Below are 24,073 nucleotides of genomic sequence, written 5' to 3' on the forward strand. Positions count from 1 at the left end.
TTAATCGCTCCTTACGCTTTCTCGATGTTGACCAGAAACGCTTTATACTCCGGCGTTTGCGAGTTGGAATCGCCGACGTTTGGCGTCAGGGTATTGGCGATGTAGCCTTTCTGCGCCACCCCTTCAAAGCCCCAGTGCAACGGGATACCGACGGTTTCCACCTGCTGGCCGTGCACGTTCAGCGACTGCAGGCGGCGGGTGACCACCGCCACCGCGCGGATAAAGCCGCGCTTGCTGCTCACCTTTACGCGGTCGCCGTTGGCGATGCCTTTGGCTTTCGCCAGCGTTTCGCTTATCTCCACAAACTGTTCCGGCTGCGCGATGGCGTTAAGCCGCGCGTGCTTGGTCCAGGTATGGAAATGCTCGGTCAGGCGGTAGGTCGTCCCTACGTACGGGAACTTGTCCTTTTTGCCCAGGCGCAGCACGTCGTCTTCGTAGATCCGCACCACCGGGCTGGAGACCACGTTCGGGTGCAGCGGGTTGTTGCCGAGCGGCGTTTCCATCGGCTCGTAGTGTTCCGGGAACGGCCCTTCCGCCAGCTTGTTGAGCGCAAACAGGCGCCCCAGCCCTTCCGGCTGCATGATAAACGGCCCGGTGTTGCTGCCCGGCGCGGCGGTGCTGTAGTCCGGGATGTCGTTCCCCGTCCACTTCGTCCCGTTCCACTGGATCAGCATGCGCTTCGGATCCCACGGCTTGCCGTTCACGTCGGCGGACGCACGGTTGTACAGCACGCGACGGTTCAGCGGCCACGCCCATGCCCAGCCCAGGGTGTTGCCCAGACCTGACGGATCGGCGTTGTCGCGGTTCGCCATCTGGTTACCCTGCTCCGTCCAGCTGCCGGTGTAGATCCAGCAGGATGATGCCGTGGTACCGTCGTCACGCAGCAGCGCGAAGCTGTTCAGCAGCTGGCCTTTCTTCGCCACCAGATTGCCGTTAGCGTCGTAGAGATCCGCCAGCGCCACGCCGTTGTTCTCTTTCGCGACTTCTTCAGACTCGGGACGATCCGGCTGCTTGTAGTGCCAGCTCATCTTCAGCAGCGGCTCAGCGCCTTTACCGCCTTCGGTGCGGTACATTTCGCGCAGCCGATGATAAATGCCGGCCAGGATTTCGCCGTCGTTACGCGCTTCGCCCGGTGCGTCCTGCCCTTTCCAGTGCCATTGCAGCCAGCGGCCGGAGTTGGCAATAGAGCCGTCCTCTTCCGCAAAGCAGGTGGACGGCAGGCGGAACACTTCGGTCTGAATCGACGCCGGATCGACATCGTTGGATTCCCCGTGGTTCTGCCAGAAGGTGGAGGTCTCGGTCACCAGCGGATCGATAACCACCATGTACTTCAGCTTGCTCAGGCTGCGCACGACTTTGTTTTTATCCGGGAATGACGCCACCGGGTTAAAGCCCTGGCAGATATAACCGGTGACGTCGCCCTTATCCATCATGTTGAAATACTTAATGACGTCGTAAGCCTGGTCCCACTTGGGCAGCCACTCAAAGCCCCAGTCGTTCTCCTTCTGCGCCGCGTCGCCGTAGAAGGATTTCATCAGGCTGACGTAGAACTTCGGATAGTTGCTCCAGTAGTTCACCTGATCCGGCAGCGTTGCTTTTGGCGTATTAGCTTCAAGATACGCTTGCAGACTGGCCTGCTTTTCCGACGGCAGCGTCAGGTAGCCCGGCAGGCTGGTGGAGAGCAGACCGAGATCGGTCAGGCCCTGAATGTTTGAGTGGCCGCGCAGCGCGTTCACGCCGCCGCCTGCCATCCCCATGTTGCCGAGCAGCAGCTGGATCATCGCCATGGTGCGGATGTTCTGCGCGCCCACGGTGTGCTGCGTCCAGCCCAGCGCGTACAGGAACGTGGTGGTTCTGTCGGCGGCGCTGGTGGAAGCCAGCACCTCGCACACCTTCAGGAAGTCCGCTTTCGGCGTGCCGCAGATGTTCTCCACGACGTCCGGCGTATAGCGGGAAACGTGCTGTTTCAGCAGGTTCCACACGCAGCGCGGATGCGTGAGCGTTTCATCCCGCATCGCATAGCCGTTTTCATCGAACTGATAGTTCCAGGACGTTTTATCGTACTGGCGTTTTTCGGCGTCATAGCCGCTAAACAGCCCGTCTTCGAAGGCAAAATCATCCCGCACCAGCAGGTTCGCGTTGGTGTAGTGCTTAACGTATTCCGCGTTAATTTTGTTGTTTTCGATCAGATACAGCAGCACGCCGGACAGGAACGTAATGTCCGTACCGGAGCGGATCGGCGCATAGATATCGGCCACCGATGCCGTACGCGTAAAGCGCGGATCGACGACGATAAGCGTCGCATCGTTGTTGTTTTTCGCTTCCATCGCCCAGCGGAACCCCACCGGATGGGCTTCAGCGGCGTTACCGCCCATCACCACCACGACGTTCGCGTTTTTGATATCAACCCAGTGGTTGGTCATCGCACCGCGACCAAATGTTGGAGCAAGACTTGCTACCGTTGGTCCGTGTCAGACGCGCGCCTGGTTGTCTACCGCCAGCATGCCGAGCGAGCGCACAAATTTTTGCGTCAGCATGCCAGTTTCATTACTGGCCGCCGAGGCGCATAGCATGCCGGTGGAAAGCCAGCGGTTGACCGTCACGCCCTGCGCATTCTTTTCAATAAAGTTGGCGTCGCGGTCGGCTTTCATCAATTTCGCAATACGGGAGAAGGCCTCATCCCAGGAGATACGCTGCCATTTGTCGGAGCCCGGCGCGCGGTATTCGGGGTAGCGCAGGCGGTTTTCGCTGTGGACGTAGTCCAGTAGCCCCGCCCCTTTCGGGCATAACGCCCCGCGACTCACCGGATGATCCGGATCCCCTTCAATGTGATAAATCGCTTCTCTGGCGTTCTTCGCGCCATCGCCCAGGCTATACATTAAAAGCCCACAACCCACGGAGCAGTATGTGCAGGTGTTACGGATCTCTTTGGCGCGCAGCAGTTTATAGTTGCGTGCCTGAGCCAGCGCCATTTTGGGAGCAAATCCCAGCATTGCGGCTGTTGTTCCGGCCATACCGCCCGCGCAGATTTTAAAAAATTGTCTGCGGCTGACGTCCATTGCTGTCCTCGTTATCTGAAAAGACTTCGCGCCGCAAACTAACAGCAAAGCCCCTGATTTTTTTGCGTCAAATCAAGGTCATCAGCCTTCCCCCCCTTAATAGTCACCTCCGCAACGTTTCATTACCCCTTTTTGATTAACGGCTTAAGAGAATAATTCACGACAGCGACAGGCGTAATGCGCTACATTTTTCCTTTAATTTTTATTGTGATGGCGAGTAATGGACAGAAAGAGAGCAACGCTTATTGGGCTGGCGGCAATACTGTTATGGAGCACCATGGTCGGCCTTATTCGCAGCGTGAGTGAGGGATTGGGGCCTGTTGGCGGTGCCGCGATGATTTACACCCTCAGCGGATTACTGTGTCTGGTGACAGTAGGATTTCCTGATATCCGACGGTTTTCTCCCCGCTATCTTATTGCCGGCAGCGTTTTATTTGTCAGCTACGAAATATGTCTGGCGCTGTCGCTGGGCTATGCCGCAACGCGATCGCAGGCGATTGAAGTGGGCATGGTCAATTACCTTTGGCCGAGCCTGACGATCGTATTTGCGATTTTGTTCAACGGGCAAAAGTCTACCCTGTGGGTGATCCCCGGCTTGCTCATTTCGCTGCTGGGCGTGTGCTGGGTATTGGGCGGCGAAGAAGGATTACACCTTGAGGAAATAACCCGCAATGTCGTTTCCAGCCCTCTGAGCTATGCGCTGGCGTTTGCCGGGGCCTTTATCTGGGCCGCCTATTGCACCGTCACCAGCAAATTTGCGAAAGGGCAAAACGGCATCACCCTGTTTGTTTTGCTGACCGCGCTGAGTCTGTGGGTGAAATATGCCCTGAGCGATCAGCCCGACATGGTGTTCACGCTTCCGGTAGCAGTGAAGCTGGTTATGTGCGGTATCGCGCTTGGGTTTGGTTACGCCGCCTGGAATATTGGCATCCTGCACGGTAACGTCACGGTTCTGGCTGCCGTATCCTATTTTACCCCCGTGCTTTCTGCCGCGCTTGCCGCCGCGGTGCTAAGCTCCCCCCTGTCATTCTCGTTCTGGCAAGGCGCGCTGATGGTCTGCGCCGGGTCATTGCTCTGCTGGTACGCCACACGAAAATAACGCTGCTCGACTGGCCGGGGGAATTTCAACCCGGCAACATAATTAACATAAATTTAAAATGTGATCAGACATCAGAATATTTATCATGATAATAGAGCATCTGTTTAAGTTCGGTTTATATTGAACGCCTTCTGTAAAGCCACCTGAAGCGAGTTGACACAAACTGACAACCCAATGAAATTAGTGAGTAATGAATATTAACGCTCTGGATAGCATGGCGTGCAATAATTCAGCTCTGACAGTTTTATGATAATATGCGGAATAGACGCTGAAAAATTAAAACAACCCATTGTTTTTAAAGAAAAGTAGCAATACCACCCTCATTAAACCCTCGGAAATTGCGAAATTTAACGCGATAAACAAAAACCATCAGAAATTATAGTAAAAGCAATAATCCCACTGACTAAATAACTATTAATCGTATAAATTCCGACCATATTGTTTGAATGATCGCCTTCTCACACGATCGAGATCACACTAATTGAAATTATCTCTAATATTTTGAAACTTATTATTGAAATAAGACTACGAGATTTTTAAGAATAGCATGCCATTGACGAACAGCCTCGTTTAGAAATCGTTCAAAGTGGTTCAGGAAATACCGAAAAAAATTATAAGGAACATTTAAGATGAAACTTAAATTAGTTGCAGTGGCAGTCACTTCCATGCTGGCAGCAGGCGTTGTTAACGCTGCCGAAATTTACAACAAAGACGGTAACAAACTGGATCTGTACGGTAAAGTGACAGGTCTGCACTATTTCTCTGATGATGCTGGCGCAGATGGCGATAAAACCTACATGCGTATCGGCTTCAAGGGTGAAACCCAGGTTAACGATCAGCTGTCCGGTTACGGCCAGTGGGAATACCAGATTCAGGGCAACAAAGACGAAGGCGACAACCAGTCCTGGACTCGTGTGGCGTTTGCAGGTCTGAAGTTCGCGGAAGCAGGTTCATTCGATTATGGTCGTAACTACGGCGTGATTTACGACGTGACCTCCTGGACCGACGTTCTGCCAGAATTCGGCGGTGACACCTACGGTGCCGACAACTTCATGCAGTCTCGTGCTAACGGCGTGGCAACCTACCGTAACCAGGACTTCTTCGGTCTGGTTGACGGCCTGAACTTTGCTCTGCAGTATCAGGGTAAAAACGGCAGCGTAAGCGGTGAAAACACCAGCGGTCGCAGCCTGCTGAACCAGAACGGTGACGGCTATGGCGCATCCCTGACTTACGATCTGGGCGAAGGCTTCAGCGTAGGTGGTGCAATGTCCTCCTCCCGTCGTACCGCTGACCAGAATGCGGCTGGCGTATACGGTGAAGGCGACCGCGCAGAAGTATACAGCGGTGGTGTGAAATACGACGCGAACAACATTTACCTCGCGGCGCAATACTCTCAGACCTACAATGCAACCCGTTTCGGTACCTCTAACAACAAGCGTACCGACATTTACGGCTTTGCAAATAAGGCGCAAAACTTCGAAGTTGTGGCCCAGTATCAGTTCGACTTTGGCCTGCGTCCGTCTATCGCTTACCTGCAGTCTAAAGGCAAAGACATCGAAAACTTCGGCGACCAGGATCTGGTGAAATACATCGATGTTGGCACGACCTATTATTTTAACAAAAACATGTCCACCTACGTGGATTACAAAATCAACCTGCTCGATGACAACACGTTCACTCGCCAGGCAGGCATCGGTACCGACAACATCGTAGCGCTGGGTCTGACCTACCAGTTCTAAATCTTGTCTCTCCAAAAGCCAGCTGAACAGCTGGCTTTTTTATCGCCCTCTTTTACCCGCCAGACGACTCCCCGCCCGCTGCCCGCCGCAGCCAGTTTTGCAGCAGCTTGCCGTCCTCGGTCATCTCTGAATCTGAGCGCACGCAGAGGTAGTAGTCGCGTCCGTCATCAATCGGTAGGTCAAAGATCTTCACCAGCTCGCCGCTCTCAAGATACGGCGCAATCAGCGGCTCCCGCATCAGCGCACACCCCAGACCCGCCTGTACGCCCGCCAGCGTCAGCAGACCGTCCTCAAACATTGGACCGCTGCGGCGAACGGGACGCTTCACCCCCTGCTGTACAAACCACTGCGCCCACGTCGTGCGCTCCTCATCGTGCAGCAGCGGCATCTGCAGCAGTTGCTCAGGCGTGTCGATATGGCCGTGAATGCGCAAAAACGCTCGGCTGCACACCGGCACCATCTGTCCGGAAATCAGCTTTTCACTCTGATAGCCCGCCCACTGGCCGTTGCCAAAACGAATCGACATATCCGACGCGTCGCTCAGATAGTTACGGTGGTTGGCATACACCACGTTAATCTCGGTCTGCGGGTTGGCGCGCATAAACGCAGGCAAGCGCGGGATAAACCACCCCATACCAAAAAGCGGGATCAGGCTGATGGTGACCTGACGCGTTTGCGCCTGCTCCGCCAGATGCTCCGTCGCCTGGCGCAGCACGTTAAAGGCCGCACGGATCGAGCGGTAATATTCCCGCCCGTGCTGGCTCAGCACCAGCCTGCGCCCCTGACGCTCCGTCAGCGGCATTTGCAGGTACCCTTCGAGCACCCTGAGCTGATGGCTGACGGCCGACGGAGAAATGTCCAGCTCCTGCGCGGCCAGCGTGACGCTGCCCAGCCGGGCGATGGCCTCAAAGGCACGCACAGCCCGAAGCGGCGGATCGTTTGCAAGGCGACTTTCTGCATACGCAGGCAGGCCAACCAATTGTTCTGTTTTATTCATATGTTGATTTCTTTAGGCTTTTCACCCAAAAACAGGTCTTCATTATATTTATATAAATCATAAAGATAGAAAAATATCTATTTATCATAAGAAATAATAGATGCGTATTTTACAATTTTATTCATTTATTGGATGGTAGCCGCAGAACGAGCACTTTGCGGGTACAGACGTTGGATACACTCATACAACAACTGATCAACGGTGTGATGCTGGGAAGCATCTACGCGCTGATCGCGCTGGGCTATACCATGGTGTATGGCATTTTGCGCATTATTAACTTTGCTCACGGCGATATTCTGATGGTCGGCGCGCTCACCACGCTCTCCGCCATGAACGCCCTGAACACCACCTTCCCGCATATGCCGCAGCTGTTGCAGCTCGGCGTTGCCCTGATGATTGCCATGGCCGTCTGCGCCCTGCTGGCGATGGCCGTGGAACGCTTTGCCTACCGTCGACTGCGCAACGCCCCGCGCCTCGCGCCGCTGATCTCGGGTATCGGCGTTTCGGTCCTGCTGCAAACCGTGGCGATGATTATCTGGACGCGCAACCCGCTGATGTTCCCGCAGATCCTGCCGATGGACCCTATCGCCGTCACGTCAGGCAGCGAAGCGCATCCTCCTGCCATCGTCACCGTCACCGGTATCGTCACCGTTGTCCTTGCGCTGGCGGTGATGACCGGGCTGTGGCTGCTGGTGGAATACACCCGTCTGGGGCGCGGCATGCGCGCCGTGGCGGAAAACCCGCGCGTGGCCACGCTGATGGGGGTTAACCCAAACGCCATCATCACCCTGACGTTTGCGATTGGCGGGGCGTTTGCAGCGCTGGCAGGCGTGATGATGGCCAGCAATTACGGTAACGCCAGCTTCTCGATGGGCTTTTTGCCCGGGATCAAAGCCTTTACCGCCGCCGTGCTGGGGGGCATTGGTAACATTCGTGGCGCCATGATTGGCGGCATCCTGCTCGGCATTATCGAAGCGCTGGGCGCAGGCTACCTGGGTGAACTGACGCACGGCGTATTTGGCAGCAACTATCAGGATGTCTTTGCCTTTATGGTGCTGATCCTGGTGCTGGTCTTCCGTCCGGCTGGCCTGCTGGGCGAGCGCGTGGCGAACAGGGCGTAAGGAATTCCATGACAACACTTCAACTCCAGACCCCGGCGACGACGCGCAAATTCTGGTCAGGCATGAGCCTGTTCTGCCTCGCGCTGCTGATTGCGCCCGTGGTGGCCACGCAGCTTGGCGGCAACTACTGGGTGCGCGTCATCGACTTCGCCCTGCTCTACATCATGCTGGCGCTCGGGCTTAACATTGTGGTGGGCTATACCGGCCTGCTGGACATGGGCTTTATCGCCTTTTACGCGGTCGGCGCCTACCTCGCGGCACTGATGGCTTCCCCGCACCTGCTGGAGGTGTTCCCGATCCTCGGCGTCTGGTTCCCGGAGGGGCTGCATACCTCGTATCTGCTCATTATTCCGCTGGCCGCCCTCGTCGCGGCCGTCTGCGGGATTTTACTCGGTGCTCCTACGCTCAAGCTGCGCGGGGACTACCTGGCGATAGTGACCCTCGGCTTTGGCGAAATTATCCGCATCCTGATGCGTAACCTCGACCGTCCGGTGAACATCACCAACGGCGCAAAGGGCATAACCGGAGTGGATACGCTGAACCTGTTCGGCCTGAAGTTCAGCGGCGTATACCACTGGTTTGGTTTCAAAGTACCCGCGCTGTGGCTGTGGTACTACCTGCTGATGCTGGTGATTATCGCGATCGTCTTCGTCTGCCTGCGCCTGCAGCATTCCCGTATCGGCCGCGCCTGGCACGCCATCCGCGAGGATGAAGATGTGGCCCGTGCGATGGGCATCAACGTGCGTAACTATAAGCTGCTCGCCTTTGCGATGGGCGCCTCCTTTGGCGGCGTGGCGGGTGCGCTTTTCGGCGCGTTTCAGGGCTTTGTCTCCCCGGAATCCTTCACGTTACAGGAATCGATTGCCGTACTGGCGATGGTGGTGCTGGGCGGTATGGGGCACATTCCGGGCGTGATCCTGGGCGCGGTACTGCTTACCGCCCTGCCGGAACTGCTGCGCAGCCAGGCAGCGCCGGTGCAGCAGGCGCTGTTCGGTACGGTGCTGATTGACCCTGAAGTGCTGCGCCAGCTGTTTTACGGCCTGGCGCTGGTGTTGGTGATGCTGGTGCGCCCGTCCGGCATCTGGCCGGTACGCCACAAGGAGGTGAAGGCATGAGTCTGTTAACCGTACGCAACATGAGAAAACGCTTCGGCGGGCTGACTGCCGTGGATGACGTTTCGATTACCGTGAACAGAGGCGAGATCTACGGGCTGATCGGCCCCAACGGCGCGGGAAAAACCACCTGCTTTAACCTGATCACCGGGCTTTATCCGGCGGACAGCGGCGAATTTTCGATTGCCGATAAGCCCTACTTCCCGAAGCAGATAGAGAAAGTGACCGCCGCCGGGATTGCCCGCACCTTCCAGAACGTGCGCCTCTTCAACGAGATGTCGGTGCTGGAAAACGTGATGGTGGGCCGCCACGTGCGCACCCGTAACGGCCTGTGGGCCGCGCTGAGCCGCCACAAACGCGCCCGCGAGGAAGAGAAGCAGACCCGCGAGCTGGCCTGGCACTGGCTGGACTATACCGGCATTGCGCAGTTCGCCCACTATCGCGCCTGCGACCTGGCCTATGGCCATCAGCGTCGGCTTGAAATCGCCCGCGCGCTGGCAACGGATCCGCTGCTGCTGGCGCTGGATGAACCCGCTGCCGGGATGAACGCGGCGGAAAAAGTGGCGCTCGGCGAGCTGCTCATCCGCATCCGCGATGACGGCAAAACCCTGCTGATGATTGAGCATGACGTCAAGCTGGTGATGGGCATCTGCGATCGCCTGACGGTCCTTGATTACGGAAAAACGCTCGCCAGCGGCACGCCGGAAAGCGTGCGGCGCGACCCGGCAGTGGTCGCCGCCTGGCTTGGAGGTCACGCCCATGTCTGAATTACTGAAGGTAGAACGTCTGGACGTGCATTACGGCGGCATTCAGGCCGTACGCGATGTCTCCTTTACCCTGCGCGAGGGCGAACAGGCTACGCTGATTGGCGCTAACGGCGCGGGGAAAAGTTCCACCGTGCGCGCCATTACCGGGCTGGAAAGCTTTAGCGGCAGCATTGACTTCAACGGTAAAGCGGTGCGTAAACAGAGTCCGGAGACCCTGCTTCGCGACGGGCTGGTGATGGTCCCGGAGGGCCGCGGGATCTTCTCCCGCATGACGGTGCTGGAAAACCTGCAGATGGGCGCCTGGCTCAGGCGTGACACTGTCACCGTCAGGCGCGAGATGAACGAAATTTTCGAGCGCTTCCCGCGTCTGGGCGAGCGCCAGCATCAGCTTGCCGGGCTGCTGTCCGGCGGCGAGCAACAGCTGCTGGCCCTTAACCGCGCCCTGCTCAGCCGCCCGCGCCTGCTGATCCTCGACGAGCCGTCAATGGGCCTTGCCCCGAAGATGGTCGAGAACATATTTGCCGTTATTGCCGGGCTACGCGAGCGCGGCGTCGCCCTGCTGCTTATCGAACAAAACGCCCGGCTCGCGCTGGAGGTGACCGACAGCGCGTGGGTGATGGACAGCGGCAGCATTGTTCATCATGGCGAATCGAAAGCGCTGCTCAACGACGACCAGATTGCACAGATTTATTTGGGCGAAATGCCCGTTTAACCACACCAGCCAACATCAGGGAAATACAATGAAAACAGTAAAAATCAGTGCGCTCAGCGCCGCTATTCTCCTCGGCAGCTTTGCCTCGACGGCCACGTGGGCCGCTGACGGTGAAACCGTGGTCATCGGTCTGGCAGGCCCGCTGACCGGCCCATCTGCCCGTATCGGGAAAGATCTGGAGAACGGCGCGCAGCTGGCCATTGACGACATCAACAAGCAGCACCCGACTATCGGCGGCAAAGCGGTCACCTTCAAACTGCAGTCCGAAGACGATCAGTCCGACCCGCGTACCGCCGTGGCCGTCGCGCAGCGTCTGGTGGACAGCGATGTGGCGGGCGTGGTCGGCCACTGGAACACCGGCACCAGCATTCCTGCGGCCCGCATTTATCACGATGCAGGAATCGCCCAGGTGGCACCGGTCGCAACCGGTCATGCCTATACCCAGCAGGGTTTTGACACCAGCTTCCGCGTGATGGGCCACGACGATGACGGCGGTCAGCTCGCCGGTCAGTACGCGGTTAACACCCTGAAAGCCAAACGCATTGCGGTGATCGACGACCGCACCGCCTTCGGTCAGGGGCTTGCAGACCAGTTTATTAAATCGCTGGAAGCCCAGGGCGTGAAAATTGTCGATCGTCAGTACGTGGATGACAAAACGGTCGATTTCAGCGCCGTACTGACCGCTATCCGCAGTAAAAACGCCGATCTGATCTTCTTCGGCGGCGTCGACAGCCAGGCCGCACCGCTGGCTCGCCGCATCAAACAGCTGGGCATGAATGCCACGCTGATGGGCGCAGGCGGATTCGTCAGCCAGACGTTCCTGAAGCTGGCGCAGAAAGAAGGCGAAGGCGTTGTGGCGCTGGAGCCGGGTCTGCCCGTTGACCAGATGCCGGGTGGTAAAGCGTTCGAGCAGGCGTACCAGTCCCGCTACCACACCCATATCGAACTGCACGCCCCGTTCGCCTATGACGCCACCCGCGTGCTGGTGGCGGCGATGGAAAAAGCAGACTCCGTTGAGCCGTCCGACTATCTGCCCGCCCTGCGCGCCATCAGCTACTCCGGCGTGACCGGACAGATCGCGTTTGATAAAGAGGGCAACCTGAAATCGCCGTCGTTCACGGTGTATAAGGTTGTCGACGGCAAATGGCAGCCGCAGACCGTGCTGGGCGGCGCAAAAGCGAAGTAACGCAGCGAGGCAATGTGATGAGTGATTATAACGAGCTGGGCATTCTCGCCCGCCGCAAAATTGAAGCCGAAATTATTAAGCCAATTTATGAAATCCTGGTGCGCGAGATAGGGAAAGACCGTGCCCAGGCGGTGATTGGTGAGGCCATTGAGCAGGCCGCGATTGATGCTGGCAAAGGGTTTGCCAGCAAAGAACCCAACGGCGCAAACATCAAGAGCTTTATCGCCCTGCAGTATCTGTGGGAGAAAGATAACGCCCTGGAGGTGAAGGTGATTGACGCCGACGACCAGCAGTACAACTACAACGTGACCCGCTGTCGCTACGCGGAGATGTACCACGAGATGGGGCTGGGCGAAATTGGTCACCTGCTCTCCTGCGCGCGCGATGAAAAATTCATCGTGGGCTATGCGCCCGACGTAGAGCTAACCCGCACCACCACCATTATGCAGGGCGGCGCGTGCTGTGATTTCCGTTACCGCAGCAGTAAGGACAAGCCATGATCCGCGTCAACGCCGAACGGCTGTGGTCAACGCTTGAGATGATGGCGCAGATCGGCGGCACGCCCGCCGGTGGCGTCACCCGTCTGGCACTGAGCGAGGAAGATCGCGTTGCGCGTCATCTGCTTCGCGACTGGGCGCTGGACGCCGGTTTTACCTGTGACCTCGACAGCATGGGCAACATGTTTATCCGTCGTGCGGGGAAAAATCCGCAGCTTGCCCCGGTCATGACCGGTTCGCACGTGGATACGCAGCCGCTGGGGGGGAACTACGACGGGGTTTACGGCGTGCTGGCCGGGCTGGAGCTGCTGCGAACGCTCAACGACCATCACATTGAGACGGAACGTGACGTTGTGCTGGTCAACTGGACCAACGAAGAAGGCGCGCGCTTCGCGCCAGCCATGCTCTCTTCTGGGGTCTGGACGGGGCAATTTAGCGAAGCGTACGCCCATGCCCGCGCCGATCACGATGGCATCACCGTGGGTGAAGCCCTGGATAACATCGGCTACCGGGGTGAAGCCCCTGCCCGTGCGTTTCCGGTTTACGCCTGCTACGAGCTGCACATCGAGCAGGGCCCGATTCTGGAAGACGAAGGTCTGGATATCGGGCTCGTCCGCGCGGCAATGGGCCAGCGCTGGTTTACCCTGACGCTGGACGGGTTTGCCGCCCACGCAGGAACGACGCCGATGCACAGCCGCCGCGACGCGCTGACCGCCTTCGCGGAGCTGGCGCTGAAGGTGGAGGAGATTGGCTATCGGCATGCGCCGGACGGACGGGCGACGATCGGTATGGCGCAGGTTACGCCAAACTCGCGCAACGTCGTGCCGTCTCGGGTGGTCTGCAGCGTGGAGTTTCGCCATCCGGCGCTGACGGCGCTGGAAGCCATGGAGGCAGCGCTGCATAAGGTGGCTGAAAGCCTGAGCCTGCGCGGGGTGGCGGCTGTCGTTGAGCGCATCTTTGACTACGCGCCCATCGCGTTTGATGCCGAATGTCTGGCCCGCACGGAGAAGGCCGTGGCGGAACTGGGCTACTCGGCGAAACCGATGGTCTCCGGCGCGGGACACGACGCCTGCTATGTGAGCAAAATTGCCCCTGCCAGCATGATTTTTATCCCCTGCGTGAAGGGCATCAGCCATAACGAAGCGGAAAGGATCCTGCCGGAGTGGTCGGAAAAAGGGGCGAACGTGCTGTTGCACAGCGTGTTGGCCGCGGCCCAGGAACAATAAACCGAGTGGCGCGGCTCGGACAACCGCGCCCGCAGGCCCGGTAAGCGCAGCGCCACCGGGCGTGTTTTACCCCTTCGGCACCTTCGCCAGGCTGAACCAGATCCCGACAGCCAGCAGCAACAGCATTCCGCCCGCACTCCCCAGCGCCACGCTGTGGGAAGTAATAAACGCACTTTTCGCCGCCTCAATCACCGGCTCCGCGAGGGACGGCGTCAGTTCCTGCGCCACCTTCATCGCTTCACCAATCGATGACGAGGCTTTATCGACGAGCGAGGCATGCAGCCCCTGCGGCAGCGCAATCGACGCCGAGAAGCTGCGGGTCAACAGCAGACCAAAAATGGCGATCCCCAGCCCGGCCCCCAGCTCATAGGACATGGTTTCAATGGCTCCGGCGGCAGCCGCCTTCTCTTTCGGCGCGGCCGCCATAATGGCCGAGGTCGAGGCCAGCAGCGCGCTGGCGGCACTGAAGCCGAGCAGCACCATCAGCCCCCACGCCTGCCACTGCTGCGTGCTGAAGTCGAGCGTCGACAGGCCGATAAAGCTGACCGCGCTCAGCCCCATGCCACCCGCAGCGACAATGCGTAGCCCCAGACGGCCCACCAGCACACCGGCAATCGGTCCGCTGAACCCGCTGGCCACCATTACCGGGAGCATAAACATGCCCGCCTCGAACGGCGTAAAGCCATGGACAAACTGCAGTTCCTGCGCCATCAGCAATTCAAAGCCCACCAGGGCGATCATCGCCGTCATCGCCATTACCACGCCGCTTAAAATGATGCGGTGACAGAACAGGCGCATGTCGATCATCGGCACGCGGGCGCGCAGCTGGATGCGCACAAAAATAAACAGCATCACGGCACCCGTCAGCAGGGTACACGCCACCTGCCACGGCGCCAGAGCGCCCTTAAGCGCGGTTTTGGCGCTGTAGACCAGCAGCAAAATCGCCACAATCAGCATGATGGCATGGCTGATATTCAGCGGCTGCTCCGGTCGGCCCTGCTGACGGGGGACAAAACGCGCGGCCAGCGACACCACCACCAGCACAATCGGTACGTTGATCAAAAACACCGATCCCCAGTAAAAATGCTCCAGCAGCATACCGCCAATCAGCGGGCCAAACGCTGCCCCGCCGGAACCGACCGCCGCCCAGACGCCGAGCGCGATGTTGCGATCTTTCGCGTCGGTAAAGAGCGTGCGGATCCCCGCCAGAGTGGCAGGAATGATCATGGCCGCACCAATCGCCAGCGAGGCGCGCGCCGCGATCAGCCACCCTGCTGAGGGAGCAAACGCTGCCGCCAGCGATGACAGGCCAAACAGCGTGCTGCCGATCATCAACAACCGTTTAAAACCGATGCGGTCACCCAGGGCGCCCATCGGCAGCACCATTCCCGCCATCACCAGCGAGTAAATATCGATGATCCACAATAGTTCATTGCCGCTGGCGCCCAGCGTCATGCTCAATGTCGGCGCCGCTACGTGCAGCACCGTCGCGTCAATCGCCACCGGGATATACACCAGCACGATAATCACTAACGCTAACCACTGACGAAACATAAATTTCCTTTTCATCTCAAACCTGGACACATGTCCAGATTGCGATCCTACGTAAAGTTGAACGCGTGTCCAGCTTTTTGTTACACTCGTTTCATTCCTATTGAGAGTAGTGAAAAAATGCAATATTTGAGCAAGGAAGAGAGACGGGAAGCGATCCTGCAGGCCGCGATGCGCGTAGCGCTGGCCGAGGGGCTGGCAGCCATGACGGTACGGCGAATTGCCGCAGAAGCGGGCGTCGCGACCGGACAGGTCCACCACCACTTCGCCTCCGGCGGCGAGCTAAAATCGCTGGCCTTTGTGCGCGTGATCCGCGAGCTGCTGGATGCCGACGTGGTGGGTGAAAACGCCAGCTGGCGGGAACGGCTGCACAGCATGCTCGGCAGTGACGACGGCGGGCTTGAGCCTTACATTCGCCTCTGGCGGGAAGCTCAAATTCTCGCCAGCCGGGATCCTGAAATCAACGCGGCTTACGCCCTGACCATGGAGATGTGGCATCAGGAGACCGTGGCGATTATCCGCGCCGGGGCGGAGGCCAACGCCTTTACGCTTACCGATCGCGCGGAAAATATTGCCTGGCGATTGATCGGGCTGGTTTGTGGGCTTGATGGGATAACGATTTTAAATATGCCCGAAATGGACGATGCGGCGTTTAATAAGCATCTCGATAAACTTATCTCCCTCGAATTGGGTTAATACTCCCAACGGAGTATTATTTACCGCGAGTTTTACAATTAGTAACACATTAAGCGAACCCATATTTCCTTTCGAATCTCAGGGGTTCGCTTTTTTATCTATCCTTTCAGTTGTATCCAAAAACATCCAATAAACCAACCAGCACACTCACATCTATCTAACTGTTTTCATTTGTTTTCTCTTCATTCTGGCGAGCAAGAGGGTGATATGTCACAACAAAGTGAGAAGAGTAATCCGCATCTGTTAAGTAACTGGAAACCGGAAAATGTGCAATTTTGGGAAAACAAAGGAAAACATATCGCGCGAAGAAACCTGTGGATTTCCGTCGCCTGTTTGCTGTTAGCGTTTTGCGTCTGGATGTTATTTAGCGCCATTGCCGTCAATCTGAATAAAGTCGGATTTAATTTCACCACCGATCAACTTTTTATGCTAACGGCATTACCTTCTCTCTCCGGCGCGATATTGCGCGTCCCCTATTCGTTTATGGTGCCCATATTTGGCGGACGATACTGGACGGTATTGAGTACCGTCATCCTGATCATTCCCTGCGTCTGGCTGGGGATGGCCATTCAGAACACCGCGACGCCTTACTGGATCTTTATCGTGATTGCCCTGCTCTGCGGCTTTGCAGGCGCCAACTTTGCCTCCAGCATGGGCAACATCAGCTTCTTCTTCCCCAAAGCAAAACAGGGTAGCGCGCTCGGTATTAACGGCGGGCTCGGCAACCTGGGCGTCAGCGTGATGCAGCTGGTCGCGCCGCTGGTGATCTTCCTGCCGATGTTTACCTTCCTGGGCGTGGAGGGCGTACCGCAGGATGACGGTTCCACCCTGTGGCTGGCCAATGCGGCCTGGATATGGGCGCCGCTGCTGCTGCTGGCCACCCTTGCGGCCTTCTTTGGAATGAACGATATCGCCAGCTCCAAGGCCTCTATCGCCAGCCAGCTCCCGGTGCTGAAGCGCTTTCATCTCTGGCTGCTGAGCCTGCTCTATCTGGCGACCTTCGGCTCGTTTATCGGCTTCTCGGCGGGCTTTGCCATGCTGTCAAAAACCCAGTTTCCGGACGTCAACATTCTGCACCTCGCCTTCTTTGGCCCTCTAATCGGTGCGCTGGCGCGATCAGCGGGCGGAATGATCTCTGACAAACTGGGCGGCGTGCGGGTCACGCTGATTAACTTCGTCTTTATGGCCCTCTTCAGCGCCCTGATCTTCCTGACGCTGCCCGGCTCTGGCTCCGGCAGCTTCGTCGCGTTCTATCTGGTCTTTATGGGGCTGTTCCTCACCGCCGGGCTCGGCAGCGGATCCACCTTCCAGATGATCGCGATTATCTTCCGCCAAATCACGCTCGACCGCGTCAAAAAGCAGGGCGGCACGGACGAGCAGGCGCAGCACGAAGCGGTGACAGAAACCGCCGCCGCGCTGGGCTTTATCTCCGCTATCGGCGCCGTTGGCGGGTTCTTCATTCCCAAAGCCTTTGGCACCTCGCTGGCGATGACCGGATCGCCGGTCGGCGCCATGAAGGTGTTCCTCGTGTTTTACATCGTCTGCGTGCTCGTTACCTGGCTGGTGTATGGCCGCAAATCCGCAAAACAAGAATAACTACACGTCCGAAGCAGGAGAAATGTCATGAGCAAACTGTTGGATCGCTTTCGTTATTTCAAAACAAAGGGGGACAGCTTCGCCAACGGGCACGGGCAGGTATATAACACCAACCGCGACTGGGAGGACGGCTACCGTCAGCGCTGGCAGTTCGACAAGATCGTGCGCTCCACCCACGGCGTGAACTGTACCGGCTCCTGCAGCTGGAAGATTTACGTTAAAAACGGCCTCGTGACCTGGGAAACCCAGCAGACCGACTATCCGCGCACCCGCCCTGACCTGCCCAACCACGAACCGCGCGGCTGCCCGCGCGGGGCGAGCTACTCGTGGTATCTCTATAGCGCCAACCGTCTTAAATACCCGCTGGTGCGCCGCAGGCTGATTGAGCTGTGGCGCGAGGCGCTGGCGCAGCATACCGATCCGGTGCTGGCCTGGGACGCCATCCAGAGCGATCCGCAAAAGGCGCAAAGCTACAGGAAGGCGCGGGGTAAAGGCGGGTTTATACGCTCGAACTGGAAAGAGCTGAACCAGCTGATTGCCGCCGCCAACGTCTGGACCATCAAAAACTATGGTCCGGACCGCGTGGCCGGTTTTTCCCCTATTCCGGCGATGTCGATGGTCTCCTACGCCGCCGGCACGCGCTATCTTTCCCTGCTGGGCGGTACCTGCCTGAGCTTCTACGACTGGTACTGCGACCTGCCGCCGGCGTCGCCGATGACCTGGGGCGAGCAGACCGACGTGCCGGAGTCCGCCGACTGGTACAACTCCAGCTACATCATTGCCTGGGGCTCGAACGTGCCGCAGACGCGTACTCCGGACGCCCATTTCTTCACCGAGGTGCGCTACAAGGGCACCAAAACCGTCGCCATCACGCCGGACTTCTCGGAAGTCGCGAAGCTGAGCGACCAGTGGCTGTCCCCCAAACAGGGCACCGACAGCGCCCTCGCCATGGCGATGGGCCACGTGATCCTCAAAGAGTTCCACCTCGATAACCCGAGCGATTACTTCCTCAACTACTGCCGCCGCTATACCGATATGCCGATGCTGGTGCTGTTGGACGAGCAGGAAGACGGTCACGTGGTGCCTGGGCGTATGCTGCGCGCCTCGGACCTTGTCGACGGGCTGGGGGAAGCCAATAACCCGGAGTGGAAGACCGTCGCCTTTGATATTGCCGGAAACCTGGTAGTACCAAACGGCTCCATCGGCTTTCGCTGGGGAGAAAAAGGCAAATGGAACCTGGAGCCACAGGCTGCGGGCCACGACACCGAACTGACGCTGTCGCTGCTCATCACCCACGACAGCGTGGCCGATGTCGCCTTCCCCTACTTTGGCGGCAACGAGAACCCGCATTTCCGCAGCGTGAAGCAGGATCCGGTGCTGACGCGCCGCGTGCCGAGCAAAACCCTGACGCTTGCCGACGGCAGCGAGAAACGGGTAGTCAGCGTTTACGATCTGGTGATGGCGAACTACGGTCTCGATCGCGGTCTGGAGGACAGCAACGCCGCAGAGAGCTATGACCAGGTCAAAGCCTATACCCCCGCCTGGGGCGAGCAGATCACCGGCGTGCCCGCCAGGCTGATTGAAAAAATCGCCCGCGAGTTTGCCGACACGGCGCACAAAACCCACGGCCGGTCGATGATCATTCTCGGTGCAGGGGTGAACCACTGGTACCACATGGACATGAACTACCGCGGGATGATCAACATGCTGGTCTTCTGTGGCTGCGTCGGGCAGAGCGGCGGCGGCTGGTCGCACTATGTCGGCCAGGAGAAGCTGCGCCCGCAAACCGGCTGGCTGCCGCTGGCCTTCGCGCTGGACTGGAACCGTCCGCCGCGCCAGATGAACAGCACCTCCTTCTTCTACAACCACGCCAGCCAGTGGCGCTACGAGAAGCTGACCGCGCAGGAGCTGCTCTCCCCGCTGGCGGACGCCTCGAGGTTCACCGGCCACCTGATTGATTTCAACGTCCGCGCCGAGCGCATGGGCTGGCTGCCGTCGGCGCCGCAGCTCAACCTCAACCCGCTGCACATCAAGGCCCGCGCGGACGCGGCGGGCATCACGCCGCAGGAGTACACCGTTCAGGCGTTAAAATCGGGCGATATCCGCTTCGCCTGCGAGCAGCCGGACAACGGTAAGAACCACCCGCGCAACCTGTTCGTCTGGCGCTCTAACCTGCTCGGCTCGTCCGGGAAAGGCCATGAGTACATGCTGAAATACCTGCTCGGCACCGAGAGCGGGATTCAGGGCGAGGATTTAGGCTCAACCGACGACGTGAAGCCTGAGGAAGTGGAGTGGCAGACCGCCGCCATCGAGGGCAAGCTGGACCTGCTGGTAACGCTCGACTTCCGCATGTCCAGCACCTGCCTGTTCTCGGATATCGTTCTGCCGACCGCCACCTGGTATGAAAAAGACGATATGAATACCTCGGACATGCACCCGTTTATTCACCCGCTCTCTGCCGCCGTCGACCCGGCGTGGGAATCGCGCAGCGACTGGGAGATCTACAAGGGCATCGCCAAAGTTTTCTCCGAGGTCTGCGTCGGCCACCTGGGCACCGAAACCGACGTGGTGTTGCAGCCGTTACAGCACGACTCCCCGGCGGAACTGTCGCAGCCGTTTGATATTCAGGACTGGCGCAAAGGGGAATGCGATCTGATCCCCGGGAAAACGGCCCCGAACATCGCGGTCGTCGAGCGGAACTACCCGGAAACTTACGAACGCTTCACCGCCCTCGGCCCGCTGATGGACACACTCGGCAACGGCGGAAAAGGCATATCGTGGAACACCCAGAACGAGGTGGATTTCCTCGGCAAGCTCAACTACGTCAAGCTCGACGGCCCGTCGAAAGGCCGACCGCGCATTGAAACCGCCATTGATGCCTCCGAGGTGATCCTCGCCCTCGCGCCGGAAACCAACGGCCAGGTGGCGGTGAAGGCCTGGGAAGCGCTCGGCGAGCTGACCGGGCGCGATCACACCCATCTGGCGCTGAACAAGGAAGATGAGAAGATCCGCTTCCGCGATATCCAGGCGCAGCCGCGTAAAATCATCTCCAGCCCGACCTGGTCCGGCCTGGAGAGCGAGCACGTCTCCTATAACGCGGGCTATACCAACGTTCACGAGCTGATCCCGTGGCGCACGCTGTCTGGCCGCCAGCAGCTGTATCAGGATCATCCCTGGATGCGCGCGTTCGGAGAGAGCCTGGTGGCCTATCGTCCACCGATTGACACCCGCAGCGTCACCCATATGCGCGAGATCCCGCCGAACGGCTTCCCGGAAAAAGCGCTCAACTTCCTGACGCCGCACCAGAAATGGGGCATTCACTCCACCTATAGCGAAAACCTGCTGATGCAGACCCTGTCGCGCGGCGGGCCCATCGTCTGGATCAGCGAAACCGACGCCCGCGAGCTGGGCATTGAGGACAACGACTGGATCGAGGCCTTCAACGCCAACGGCGCCCTCACCGCCCGCGCGGTAGTCAGCCAGCGCGTGCCGCCGGGCATGACCATGATGTACCACGCTCAGGAGCGCATCCTGAACATTCCGGGTTCCGAGGTGACCGGACGGCGCGGCGGGATCCACAACTCGGTGACCCGCGTCTGCCCGAAACCGACGCATATGATCGGCGGCTACGCCCAGCTGGCGTACAGCTTCAACTATTACGGCACCGTCGGCTCCAACCGCGACGAGTTCATCATGATCCGCAAAATGAAAAACATTAACTGGCTGGACGGCGAAGGTCGGGATCAGGTCCAGGAGGCGAAAAAATGAAAATACGCTCACAGGTTGGCATGGTTCTGAATCTCGATAAATGCATCGGCTGCCACACCTGCTCGGTCACCTGCAAGAACGTCTGGACCGGGCGTGAAGGGATGGAATATGCGTGGTTCAACAACGTGGAGACCAAACCGGGGATCGGCTACCCGAAAAACTGGGAGGATCAGGAGGAGTGGCAAGGCGGCTGGATCCGCGGCATTCACGGCAAGCTGACCCCACGCCTCGGCGGCAAAATGGGCGTGCTGTCGAAGATTTTCGCCAACCCCGTCCTGCCGCAGATTGACGATTACTATGAGCCCTTTACCTTTGACTATCAGGATCTGCACCGCGCGCCGGAGGGCGATCACCTCCCTACCGCCCGCCCGCGCTCGCTGATTGACGGCAAGCGGATGGACAAAATCGTCTGGGGACCCAACTGGGAGGAGCTGCTGGGGGGCGAGTTCGAAAAACGCGCCCGCGACCGTAACTTCCAGAAGATCCAGAAGGAGATGTACGGCCAGTTCGAAAATACCTTCATGATGTACCTGCCGCGCCTGTGCGAGCACTGTCTCAACCCGAGCTGCGTGGCCACCTGCCCGAGCGGCGCCATCTACAAGCGCGAAGAGGACGGCATTGTGCTGATCGACCAGGATAAATGCCGCGGCTGGCGCCTGTGCATCAGCGGCTGTCCCTACAAAAAGATCTACTTCAACTGGAAGAGCGGCAAGTCAGAAAAATGCATCTTCTGCTACCCGCGCATTGAATCCGGCCAGCCGACCGTCTGCTCGGAAACCTGCGTCGGGCGCATCCGCTATCTCGGCGTGCTGCTGTATGACGCGGACCGTATTGAGGAGGCGGCCAGCACCGAGCATGAAACCGATCTGTACGAGCGCCAGTGCGACGTGTTCCTCAACCCGAACGATCCGGCGGTGATTGAGGAAGCGCTGAAGCAGGGTATTCCGCAGAACGTGATTGACGCCGCCCAGCGTTCCCCGGTCTACAAAATGGCGATGGACTGGAAGCTGGCTCTGCCGCTGCACCCGGAATACCGCACCCTGCCGATGGTCTGGTACGTGCCGCCGCTGTCGCCGATTCAGTCCTACGCGGACGCCGGCGGCCTGCCGCAGAGCGACGGCGTTCTTCCCGCAGTCGAAAGCCTGCGCATTCCGGTGCAGTATCTGGCGAACATGCTCAGCGCGGGCGATACCGGCCCGGTGCTGCGCGCCCTGAAGCGCATGATGGCAATGCGTCACTACAAGCGTTCCCAGACCGTGGAAGGCGTGACCGATACCCGCGCCATTGAAGAGGTCGGCCTGACCGAAGCGCAGGTTGAGGAGATGTACCGCTATCTGGCGATTGCCAACTACGAAGACCGCTTCGTGATCCCGACCAGCCACCGCGAAATGGCGCGCGACGCCTTCCCGGAGAAAAACGGCTGCGGCTTCACCTTCGGCGACGGCTGCCACGGCTCCGATACGAAATTCAACCTCTTCAACAGCAGCCGCATCGACGCGATCAACATCACCGAGGTGCGCGAACACGGGGAGGGAGAGTAATGCAGATCCTCAAAATCATCGCGCTGCTGATCGAGTATCCCGATGAGACCCTGTGGGAAAACCGTGATGAAGCGCTTTCGTTAATTGCGCAGGACGCGCCCATGCTGCTGCCGTTTGCCCGCCAGCACCTGAGCGCCCCGCTGCTGGATAAGCAGGCCGAGTGGTGCGAAGTGTTTGAGCGCGGTCGCGCGACGTCGCTGCTGCTGTTCGAGCACGTTCACGCCGAGTCCCGCGATCGCGGCCAGGCGATGGTCGACCTGATGAGCCAGTATGAGAAAGCGGGTCTTGAGCTGGACTGCCGCGAGCTGCCGGACTACCTGCCGCTCTACCTGGAATACCTGAGCATCGTATCCGATGACGAAGCGCGTGACGGGCTGCAAAACGTCGCACCAATTCTGGCGCTGATTGGCGGCCGCCTGAAACAGCGCGGCGTGGCGCACTATCAGCTGTTTGACGCCCTGCTGGCGCTGGCGGGAACGCGGCTTTCCAGCGACAGCGTGGCGAAACAGGTGTCCGATGAAAAACGGGATGATACCCGCCAGGCGCTGGACGCCGTGTGGGAAGAGGAACAGGTGAAGTTTATCGAAGACAACGCCACATCGTGCGACAGCTCGCCGATGCAGCAATATCAACGACGCTTTAGCCAGGACGTCGCGCCGCAGTACGTGGACGTCAGCGCCGGAGGCCCAAAATGACACACTACCTGAACGTGTTTTTCTATGATATTTACCCCTACATCTGCGCCACCGTCTTTTTCCTCGGCAGCTGGTTGCGCTACGACTACGGGCAGTACACCTGGCGCGCCTCGTCGAGCCAGATGCTCAGCAAGCGCGGGATGAACTGGGGCTCTAACCTGTTTCATATCGGGATTCTGGGGATCTTCTTCGGGCACCTGTTCGGCATGTTAACCCCGCACTGGATGTACGCCTGGTTTTTACCCGTCGCGGTTAAGCAGCAGCTGGCCATGATTGCGGGCGGAATTTGCGGCGTGCTGACGCTGATTGGCGGGTCGATGCTGCTGATTCGCCGCTTGTTCAACCAGCGGGTGCGTGCCACCTCCACCACGCCTGATATCATCATTATGAGTATCCTGCTGATACAGTGCATTCTGGGGCTATCGACCATTCCTTTCTCCGCGCAATATCCTGACGGAAGCGAGATGATGAAGCTGGTGGGCTGGGCGCAGGGGATCGTGACGTTTAAGGGCGGTTCATCAGAAATGCTGAGCGGCGTGGCGCCGATCTTCCGCGTGCATCTGGTGTTGGGGATGACGATCTTCCTCATCTTCCCCTTCACCCGCCTGGTGCACGTGTGGAGCGCGCCGTTTGAGTACTTTACGCGGCGGTATCAGGTGGTGAGATCGCGCCGTTGATTTGTCGGGTGGCGGCTACGCCTTACCCGACCTA

At 58.7% G+C, this 24,073-nt stretch carries 18 protein-coding genes; 15 read left to right on the plus strand and 3 right to left on the minus strand.

The genetic code is table 11. From position 1 onward, the window contains the following. Nucleotides 1–11 precede the first annotated feature (11 nt). Nucleotides 12–3,059: a formate dehydrogenase-N subunit alpha gene (gene fdnG / locus PI91_RS14485; RefSeq protein WP_113771497.1), complete on the minus strand. Its 3,048-nt coding sequence runs from the start codon at nucleotides 3,057–3,059 to the stop codon at nucleotides 12–14. Between the two features lie 220 nt (nucleotides 3,060–3,279). Here fdnG and yddG point away from each other — a divergent pair, with 220 nt between their 5' ends. Both yddG and PI91_RS14500 read left to right on the plus strand, forming a co-directional pair. Continuing rightward, the gene (gene yddG, locus PI91_RS14495; RefSeq protein ID WP_021240200.1) at nucleotides 3,280–4,158 is read left to right on the plus strand and encodes an aromatic amino acid DMT transporter YddG; all 879 of its coding nucleotides are present in this window, start codon (nucleotides 3,280–3,282) and stop codon (nucleotides 4,156–4,158) included. Between the two features lie 629 nt (nucleotides 4,159–4,787). Further along, nucleotides 4,788–5,897, plus strand: coding sequence for a porin OmpC (locus PI91_RS14500; protein ID WP_023344209.1), 1,110 nt, complete (start codon nucleotides 4,788–4,790; stop codon nucleotides 5,895–5,897). Nucleotides 5,898–5,949: 52 nt separating this feature from the next. Here PI91_RS14500 and PI91_RS14505 read toward each other — a convergent pair whose 3' ends face one another. After that, nucleotides 5,950–6,894, minus strand: a complete 945-nt coding sequence (locus PI91_RS14505; RefSeq protein ID WP_008501734.1) for a LysR substrate-binding domain-containing protein — start codon at nucleotides 6,892–6,894, stop codon at nucleotides 5,950–5,952. 170 nt (nucleotides 6,895–7,064) lie between these two features. Between PI91_RS14505 and PI91_RS14510 the strand changes: the two genes are divergently transcribed. From PI91_RS14510 to PI91_RS14540, 7 genes are read left to right on the plus strand one after another with little or no spacing between them, the layout of a single operon-like run. Further along, nucleotides 7,065–8,015, plus strand: a complete 951-nt coding sequence (locus tag PI91_RS14510) for a branched-chain amino acid ABC transporter permease (RefSeq protein WP_032651944.1) — start codon at nucleotides 7,065–7,067, stop codon at nucleotides 8,013–8,015. Between the two features lie 8 nt (nucleotides 8,016–8,023). Then, on the plus strand, nucleotides 8,024–9,130 hold the full coding sequence (locus tag PI91_RS14515) for a branched-chain amino acid ABC transporter permease (protein ID WP_021240204.1): 1,107 nt from the start codon (nucleotides 8,024–8,026) through the stop codon (nucleotides 9,128–9,130). Further along, nucleotides 9,127–9,894: an ABC transporter ATP-binding protein gene (locus tag PI91_RS14520; protein WP_039266470.1), complete on the plus strand. Its 768-nt coding sequence runs from the start codon at nucleotides 9,127–9,129 to the stop codon at nucleotides 9,892–9,894. The genes PI91_RS14515 and PI91_RS14520 overlap by 4 nt, the downstream gene beginning before the upstream one ends. Continuing rightward, nucleotides 9,887–10,606: an ABC transporter ATP-binding protein gene (locus PI91_RS14525; RefSeq protein ID WP_032674860.1), complete on the plus strand. Its 720-nt coding sequence runs from the start codon at nucleotides 9,887–9,889 to the stop codon at nucleotides 10,604–10,606. Before PI91_RS14520 ends, PI91_RS14525 begins: the two co-directional genes overlap by 8 nt. Before the next feature lie 28 nt (nucleotides 10,607–10,634). Then, a complete protein-coding gene (locus PI91_RS14530; protein ID WP_039266471.1) occupies nucleotides 10,635–11,792 on the plus strand; it encodes a branched-chain amino acid ABC transporter substrate-binding protein in 1,158 nt (385 codons plus the stop codon). Between the two features lie 17 nt (nucleotides 11,793–11,809). After that, complete coding sequence (locus PI91_RS14535) at nucleotides 11,810–12,292, plus strand: L-2-amino-thiazoline-4-carboxylic acid hydrolase (RefSeq protein WP_039266472.1); 483 nt, start codon at nucleotides 11,810–11,812, stop codon at nucleotides 12,290–12,292. Continuing rightward, nucleotides 12,289–13,515 carry a Zn-dependent hydrolase gene (locus tag PI91_RS14540; RefSeq protein ID WP_039266473.1) on the plus strand — a complete coding sequence of 409 codons (1,227 nt, stop codon included), beginning with the start codon at nucleotides 12,289–12,291 and terminating at the stop codon, nucleotides 13,513–13,515. The genes PI91_RS14535 and PI91_RS14540 overlap by 4 nt, the downstream gene beginning before the upstream one ends. Before the next feature lie 66 nt (nucleotides 13,516–13,581). Here PI91_RS14540 and PI91_RS14545 read toward each other — a convergent pair whose 3' ends face one another. After that, the gene (locus tag PI91_RS14545) at nucleotides 13,582–15,069 is read right to left on the minus strand and encodes an MFS transporter (protein ID WP_039266474.1); all 1,488 of its coding nucleotides are present in this window, start codon (nucleotides 15,067–15,069) and stop codon (nucleotides 13,582–13,584) included. A gap of 117 nt (nucleotides 15,070–15,186) precedes the next feature. Here PI91_RS14545 and PI91_RS14550 point away from each other — a divergent pair, with 117 nt between their 5' ends. The 6 genes from PI91_RS14550 to narI all read left to right on the plus strand — a co-directional run bounded on the left by PI91_RS14550 (nucleotide 15,187) and on the right by narI (nucleotide 24,039). Next, entirely contained in the window at nucleotides 15,187–15,762 is a 576-nt protein-coding gene (locus tag PI91_RS14550; RefSeq protein ID WP_021240211.1) for a TetR family transcriptional regulator, read from the plus strand. A 207-nt stretch (nucleotides 15,763–15,969) separates the two neighbouring features. Beyond that, nucleotides 15,970–17,358 carry a NarK family nitrate/nitrite MFS transporter gene (locus PI91_RS14555; protein ID WP_025910957.1) on the plus strand — a complete coding sequence of 463 codons (1,389 nt, stop codon included), beginning with the start codon at nucleotides 15,970–15,972 and terminating at the stop codon, nucleotides 17,356–17,358. A gap of 27 nt (nucleotides 17,359–17,385) precedes the next feature. Continuing rightward, on the plus strand, nucleotides 17,386–21,126 hold the full coding sequence (locus PI91_RS14560; RefSeq protein WP_039266475.1) for a nitrate reductase subunit alpha: 3,741 nt from the start codon (nucleotides 17,386–17,388) through the stop codon (nucleotides 21,124–21,126). Next, nucleotides 21,123–22,667: a nitrate reductase subunit beta gene (gene narH, locus PI91_RS14565; protein ID WP_008501747.1), complete on the plus strand. Its 1,545-nt coding sequence runs from the start codon at nucleotides 21,123–21,125 to the stop codon at nucleotides 22,665–22,667. The genes PI91_RS14560 and narH overlap by 4 nt, the downstream gene beginning before the upstream one ends. After that, complete coding sequence (narW, locus tag PI91_RS14570) at nucleotides 22,667–23,362, plus strand: nitrate reductase molybdenum cofactor assembly chaperone (RefSeq protein WP_039266476.1); 696 nt, start codon at nucleotides 22,667–22,669, stop codon at nucleotides 23,360–23,362. Before narH ends, narW begins: the two co-directional genes overlap by 1 nt. Further along, entirely contained in the window at nucleotides 23,359–24,039 is a 681-nt protein-coding gene (gene narI / locus PI91_RS14575) for a respiratory nitrate reductase subunit gamma (protein WP_023292322.1), read from the plus strand. The genes narW and narI overlap by 4 nt, the downstream gene beginning before the upstream one ends. Nucleotides 24,040–24,073: the final 34 nt, after the last annotated feature.

Source organism: Enterobacter sp. FB (assembly GCF_000805795.1).
Taxonomy (GTDB): Bacteria; Pseudomonadota; Gammaproteobacteria; order Enterobacterales; family Enterobacteriaceae; genus Enterobacter; species Enterobacter roggenkampii.

Excerpts from the sequence above, each read along its gene's own strand:
- PI91_RS14560 (WP_039266475.1), top strand. The coding sequence starts at position 17,386 with ATGAGCAAACTGTTGGATCGCTTTCGTTATTTCAAAACAAAGGGGGAC.
- PI91_RS14530 (WP_039266471.1), top strand. The coding sequence starts at position 10,635 with ATGAAAACAGTAAAAATCAGTGCGCTCAGCGCCGCTATTCTCCTCGGC.
- PI91_RS14545 (WP_039266474.1), bottom strand. The coding sequence starts at position 15,069 with ATGTTTCGTCAGTGGTTAGCGTTAGTGATTATCGTGCTGGTGTATATC.
- narW (WP_039266476.1), top strand. The coding sequence starts at position 22,667 with ATGCAGATCCTCAAAATCATCGCGCTGCTGATCGAGTATCCCGATGAG.
- PI91_RS14500 (WP_023344209.1), top strand. The coding sequence starts at position 4,788 with ATGAAACTTAAATTAGTTGCAGTGGCAGTCACTTCCATGCTGGCAGCA.
- PI91_RS14540 (WP_039266473.1), top strand. The coding sequence starts at position 12,289 with ATGATCCGCGTCAACGCCGAACGGCTGTGGTCAACGCTTGAGATGATG.
- narH (WP_008501747.1), top strand. The coding sequence starts at position 21,123 with ATGAAAATACGCTCACAGGTTGGCATGGTTCTGAATCTCGATAAATGC.
- PI91_RS14525 (WP_032674860.1), top strand. The coding sequence starts at position 9,887 with ATGTCTGAATTACTGAAGGTAGAACGTCTGGACGTGCATTACGGCGGC.
- PI91_RS14550 (WP_021240211.1), top strand. The coding sequence starts at position 15,187 with ATGCAATATTTGAGCAAGGAAGAGAGACGGGAAGCGATCCTGCAGGCC.
- narI (WP_023292322.1), top strand. The coding sequence starts at position 23,359 with ATGACACACTACCTGAACGTGTTTTTCTATGATATTTACCCCTACATC.
- PI91_RS14535 (WP_039266472.1), top strand. The coding sequence starts at position 11,810 with ATGAGTGATTATAACGAGCTGGGCATTCTCGCCCGCCGCAAAATTGAA.
- yddG (WP_021240200.1), top strand. The coding sequence starts at position 3,280 with ATGGACAGAAAGAGAGCAACGCTTATTGGGCTGGCGGCAATACTGTTA.
- PI91_RS14520 (WP_039266470.1), top strand. The coding sequence starts at position 9,127 with ATGAGTCTGTTAACCGTACGCAACATGAGAAAACGCTTCGGCGGGCTG.
- PI91_RS14505 (WP_008501734.1), bottom strand. The coding sequence starts at position 6,894 with ATGAATAAAACAGAACAATTGGTTGGCCTGCCTGCGTATGCAGAAAGT.
- PI91_RS14555 (WP_025910957.1), top strand. The coding sequence starts at position 15,970 with ATGTCACAACAAAGTGAGAAGAGTAATCCGCATCTGTTAAGTAACTGG.
- PI91_RS14515 (WP_021240204.1), top strand. The coding sequence starts at position 8,024 with ATGACAACACTTCAACTCCAGACCCCGGCGACGACGCGCAAATTCTGG.